The 4545-nt window shown below is 66.0% G+C and carries 6 protein-coding genes; all 6 read left to right on the top strand.

All coding sequences use genetic code 11. The features are described from left to right. On the top strand, positions 1–402 hold a 402-nt coding region (locus J4F42_18730; protein ID MCE2487555.1), incomplete at its 5' end, for a hypothetical protein. Positions 403–422: 20 nt separating this feature from the next. After that, positions 423–680, top strand: a complete 258-nt coding sequence (gene purS, locus J4F42_18725; GenBank protein ID MCE2487554.1) for a phosphoribosylformylglycinamidine synthase subunit PurS — start codon at positions 423–425, stop codon at positions 678–680. A gap of 55 nt (positions 681–735) precedes the next feature. Next, on the top strand, positions 736–1428 hold the full coding sequence (gene purQ / locus J4F42_18720; GenBank protein MCE2487553.1) for a phosphoribosylformylglycinamidine synthase subunit PurQ: 693 nt from the start codon (positions 736–738) through the stop codon (positions 1426–1428). Between the two features lie 14 nt (positions 1429–1442). After that, on the top strand, positions 1443–2543 hold the full coding sequence (locus tag J4F42_18715) for a hypothetical protein (protein ID MCE2487552.1): 1101 nt from the start codon (positions 1443–1445) through the stop codon (positions 2541–2543). Between the two features lie 136 nt (positions 2544–2679). Continuing rightward, entirely contained in the window at positions 2680–3684 is a 1005-nt protein-coding gene (locus J4F42_18710) for a hypothetical protein (GenBank protein ID MCE2487551.1), read from the top strand. Positions 3685–3761: 77 nt separating this feature from the next. Beyond that, the coding region (locus J4F42_18705) for an amidophosphoribosyltransferase (protein ID MCE2487550.1) at positions 3762–4545 on the top strand (784 nt) is incomplete at its 3' end.

Genomic DNA, 4545 nt, shown 5'->3' with positions numbered 1-4545 from the left:
CCGGACGCCACCATCCTGCTCGACTTCATGCTGGTGCGGCTGAGCGGCATTCTGGACCGGCTGGTGGTCCATCCCGAGCGGATGCACGACAACCTGACGACCCTGGGCGAAATGATCTACTCCGAGCACGTGCTGCTGGCCCTGGTCCGCAAAGGCGTCAGCCGCGACGAGGCCTACCGCTGGGTGCAGCGCAACGCCATGCAGGTGTGGGAGACAGACGCCTCGTTTGCCGCTGCGGTACGCCAGGACCCGGACATCTGCGGCCTGCTTGAGCCGGCCGAGATTGATCGGCTGTTTGATGCCCGCCACGCCCTGCGCCATACCCAGGCTATTATCGAACGCGCCCTGATGGGGAATCGTGATGACCGCGAGCCTCAAAAAGAGAACGCGACTTCCCATTGAGCCACACCCAGGCGACCCCCATGCTGTTGGCAAAAGTCTACGTGACCCCCAAAAAAGCCATTCTCGACCCCCAGGGTAAAGCCGTGGCAGCCTCGCTGCACGCCCTCGACTACACCGAAGTCAGCGACGTGCGGATGGGCAAATACCTGGAGATTCGCCTCCACGGCCTAGCCTCGGACCAGGCCCGGCAGCGGGTTGAGGAGATGTGTCAGCGGCTGTTGGCCAACCAGATCATCGAGGATTTTCGCTTTGAGTTGGTTGAGCAAAGTGAACGATGATATCTTCTCGCTTAACAGATCAGGTCATCATCGTTCACTTTGGAGGTAGCGGCCGATGAAGTGGGGGGTGGTCACCTTTCCCGGCTCAAACGACGACCGCGACGCGGTCTACTGCCTGGAGACGGTCCTCGACCAACCGGTCGTCCGGCTGTGGCACAAGGACGCCGAGCTGCACGGCGTGGACGCGATTGTCCTGCCCGGCGGCTTCTCCTACGGCGATTATCTGCGCTGCGGCGCCCTGGCCCGCTTTTCCCCGGTCATGCAGAGTGTTATCGCCTTTGCCGAGGCGGGCGGGCCGGTGCTGGGCATGTGTAACGGCTTTCAGATTCTGTGTGAGTCGGGTCTGCTGCCCGGCGCCCTGGTCCGCAACCAGTCGCTGCTGTTCATCAACGACTGGGTCTGGGTGCGGGTGGACAATGCCCGCACCGCGTTCACCTCCACGTGTCGGGCCGGCCAGACCCTGCGCCTGCCGATCAAGCACGGCGAGGGCTGCTATGTTGCCGACGCGCCCACCCTGCAAGCGCTCGAAGACAACGGCCAGGTCGTGTTTCGCTACGCCACCCGGGAGGGCGCGCTTGAGGCCGACGTCAACCCCAACGGCTCGCTCAACAATATCGCCGGGGTCACCAACCCGCGGGGCAATGTCGTCGGCCTGATGCCCCATCCCGAGCACGCCGTTGAGGCGCTGCTGGGCGGAGAGGACGGGCGCCGGCTGTTCGTCGGCGTGTGGGAGGAGGGGCGGGGCTGAGCGCCCGCAGCGGCATGGCATCCCGCAGCCCGACCGTCACCCTCCAACTTGCCCAGGATCACGGCCTGACCGCAGCCGAATACGAGCGCATTGTCGAGCTGCTGGGCCGCACCCCGAGCTTTGAGGAGCTGGGGGTCTTTTCGGTCATGTGGTCTGAGCACTGCAGCTATAAAAGCTCGCGGCGCCTGCTGGCCCAGCTGCCGACCACGGGTCCGGCCATTCTCCAGGGTCCGGGCGAAAATGCGGGCATTGTCGATATTGGCGACGGGCTGGCCGTGGTGTTTAAGATCGAGAGCCACAACCATCCCTCGTTCATCGAACCCACCCATGGCGCGGCCACCGGCGTGGGCGGCATTCTGCGCGACGTGTTTACTATGGGCGCCCGGCCGATCGCCTCGCTCAACTCGCTGCGTTTTGGCGCACCCGACCACCCGCGCACCCCGTACCTGCTCAGGGGCGTGGTGGCCGGCATCGGCGGCTACGGCAACAGCGTCGGCGTGCCGACGGTCGGCGGCGAGGTGTACTTCGACCCTGGCTACAACGGTAATATCCTGGTCAACGCTTTCAGTCTGGGGGTGGTCAGGACCGACCGGATTTTTCGCGCCCGGGCGGCTGGCGTGGGCAACCCCGTCATGTACGTTGGCTCGCGTACCGGGCGGGACGGCATTCATGGGGCCAGCCTGCTCGCCTCGCGCGAATTCGACGCCCGCTCGGAAGAACTCCGGCCGGCCGTGCAGGTCGGCGATCCGTTTACCGAAAACCTGCTGATCGAGGCCTGCCTGGAGCTGATGCAGCGCGATCTCATCGTAGCCATCCAGGACATGGGAGCGGCCGGCCTGACCAGTTCCTCGGTCGAGATGGCCGGTCGGGGGGGGACTGGCTTTGTGCTGAATCTGGACGCCGTGCCTACCCGTGAGGACGGCATCAGCGCCTATGAACTGCTCCTGTCGGAGTCCCAGGAACGGATGCTGCTGGTGGCCAAGAAGACGAAGTCCGGGCGCTGTTCTCGCGCTGGGATCTGCCCGCCGTGGTGGTCGGCCGGGTCACCGACGACGGCCTGTTCCGGGCTGCGTGGCGGGGCCACGAGGTCGTCCGCATTCCGGTCTCAGCGCTGACCGACGCGGCCCCGGCCTACGAACGCCCGGCCCGCAGGCCGGACGACCTCGACCAACGCCAAACCCTCGACCTGACCAGCCTGCCTCTGCCCAGCGATTACAACGCCGTCCTGCTGCGGCTGCCAGCAAGGAATGGGTGTATCGGCAGTACGACAGCCTGGTCAGCGGCAATACGGTTGTTCAGCCCGGCTCGGACGCGGCCGTGCTGCGGATCAAGGACACCACGACCGGGATCGGTCTGAGCGTGGACTGCAACAGCCGCTACTGCGCCCAGGACCCGTATCGCGGCGCGCTGATCGCCGTGGCCGAGAGCGCGCGCAACCTGGCCGTCAGCGGCGCGCGGCCGCTGGCCGTGTCCGACTGTCTGAATTTCGGCAACCCGGAAAAACCCGAGGTCATGTGGCAGTTCCAGCAGGCCATTGCCGGCATGCGCGACGCGTGTCAGGCGCTCGGCCTGGCCGTTGTCAGCGGCAACGTCAGCTTTTACAACGAAACCGAGGGCCGGGCGATTCCGCCCACGCCGACCGTGGCCATGGTCGGCCTGCTGACGGATGTCGGCCGGCGGATGACCCAGTGGTTCAAGCGGCCGGGCGACGTGATCGTCCTGGTGGGCGAGAGCCTGGAAGAGCTGGGCGCCAGCGAGTATCTGGCCGTGATGCATGACCGGGTGGCCGGTCGGCCGCCGCAGCTGAACCTGGAGCGCGAAAAACGCCTCCACCAGCTGTGTCTCGACGCCAGCGCCGAAGACCTGCTGTCTTCGGCTCACGATGTCGCCGAGGGCGGTCTGGCCGTGGCCCTGGCCGAGGCGTGTATCAGCGGTCCGACCGCGCTCGGGGCTCAGGTGCATCTGGCCGGCACCGGGCGGCCCGATGCTCAGCTGTTTGGCGAAAGCCAGTCCCGGGTGCTAGTCTCATTAGCTGAGGCCAAACTGGCCCGGCTCCAGACCCTGGCCGAGGCGGCCGAGCTGCCGTGCAGCGTCCTGGGCCGGGTCGGCGGAAGCGTTTTGGAGTTGCAGGTAGACGCTGCTGAGCAATCGAGCGAGATGACAGCAGCGTCCCCCCCTGCCGGCGGCATACGCCTGCCGGTCACCCGGCTCGCCCACGAGTGGCGAACCGCCCTGGCCCGACAGCTGGGTCTGTGAAGCGGACGGCCGAAATGGGGAATCGTGATGACCGCGAGTCTCAAAAGGCAATCACGCTTCCCCACCAAGGAGGTTCCATGCGGGATCCACACGACCAGGCCGACCGGTTTCACGAAGAGTGTGGTGTGGTCGGCATCTATGGCCACCCGGACGCGGCCAACCTCGCCTACCTGTCGCTGTACGCCCTGCAGCACCGAGGCCAGGAGTCGGCCGGGATCGTGTCGTCCAACAGCCAGACCCTGCTCGTCCATCGCGGCCTCGGCCTGGTTGCCGATATTTTTGACGAACGCCAGATCCGACGCCTGGAGGGCACCAGCGCCATCGGCCACAACCGCTACTCGACCGCCGGCTCGACCGTGCTCAGGAATACCCAGCCGCTGGTCGCCCGCTACACCTACGGTTCGCTGGCGCTGGGTCATAACGGCAACCTGGTCAACGCCGACGAGCTACGGCTGCGGCTGGAACATCAGGGCTCGATCTTTCAGTCCACGGTCGATACCGAGGTGATCCTGCACCTGATCGCCGGCGCCCAGGCCCCGACCCTGATTGACCGGATCATCGAAGCCCTGGCCCAGCTGCGCGGAGCCTACTCCCTGGTATTCCTGACCGAAAACGCCATGGTGGCCGCCCGTGATCCCTACGGCTTTCGTCCGCTGGTGTTGGGTCGTATTCAGGACGGGGACCGGAAAACCACGGTCGTCGCCTCGGAAACCTGTGCCTTCGACCTGATCGACGCCCGCTATGAGCGGGAGGTCGAGCCGGGCGAGGTGGTGTTGTGTACGCCGCAGGGCTTGCAGTCGTACAAGCCCTTTCCGCGCGAGCCGCTGTCCCGGTGTGTGTTCGAGTACATCTATTTCTCCC

The sequence above is a fragment of the Desulfurellaceae bacterium genome (assembly GCA_021296095.1).
GTDB lineage: Bacteria > Desulfobacterota > Binatia > Bin18 > Bin18 > JAAXHF01.
Note: the sequence above shows the minus strand (reverse complement) of the source record. Positions and strands in the feature narration are given on the sequence as shown.

What these genes read in the sequence shown, in the direction of transcription:
- purS (MCE2487554.1), top strand. Translation starts at nt 423, where the DNA reads ATGCTGTTGGCAAAAGTCTACGTGACCCCCAAAAAAGCCATTCTCGAC.
- purQ (MCE2487553.1), top strand. Translation starts at nt 736, where the DNA reads ATGAAGTGGGGGGTGGTCACCTTTCCCGGCTCAAACGACGACCGCGAC.
- J4F42_18715 (MCE2487552.1), top strand. Translation starts at nt 1,443, where the DNA reads ATGGCATCCCGCAGCCCGACCGTCACCCTCCAACTTGCCCAGGATCAC.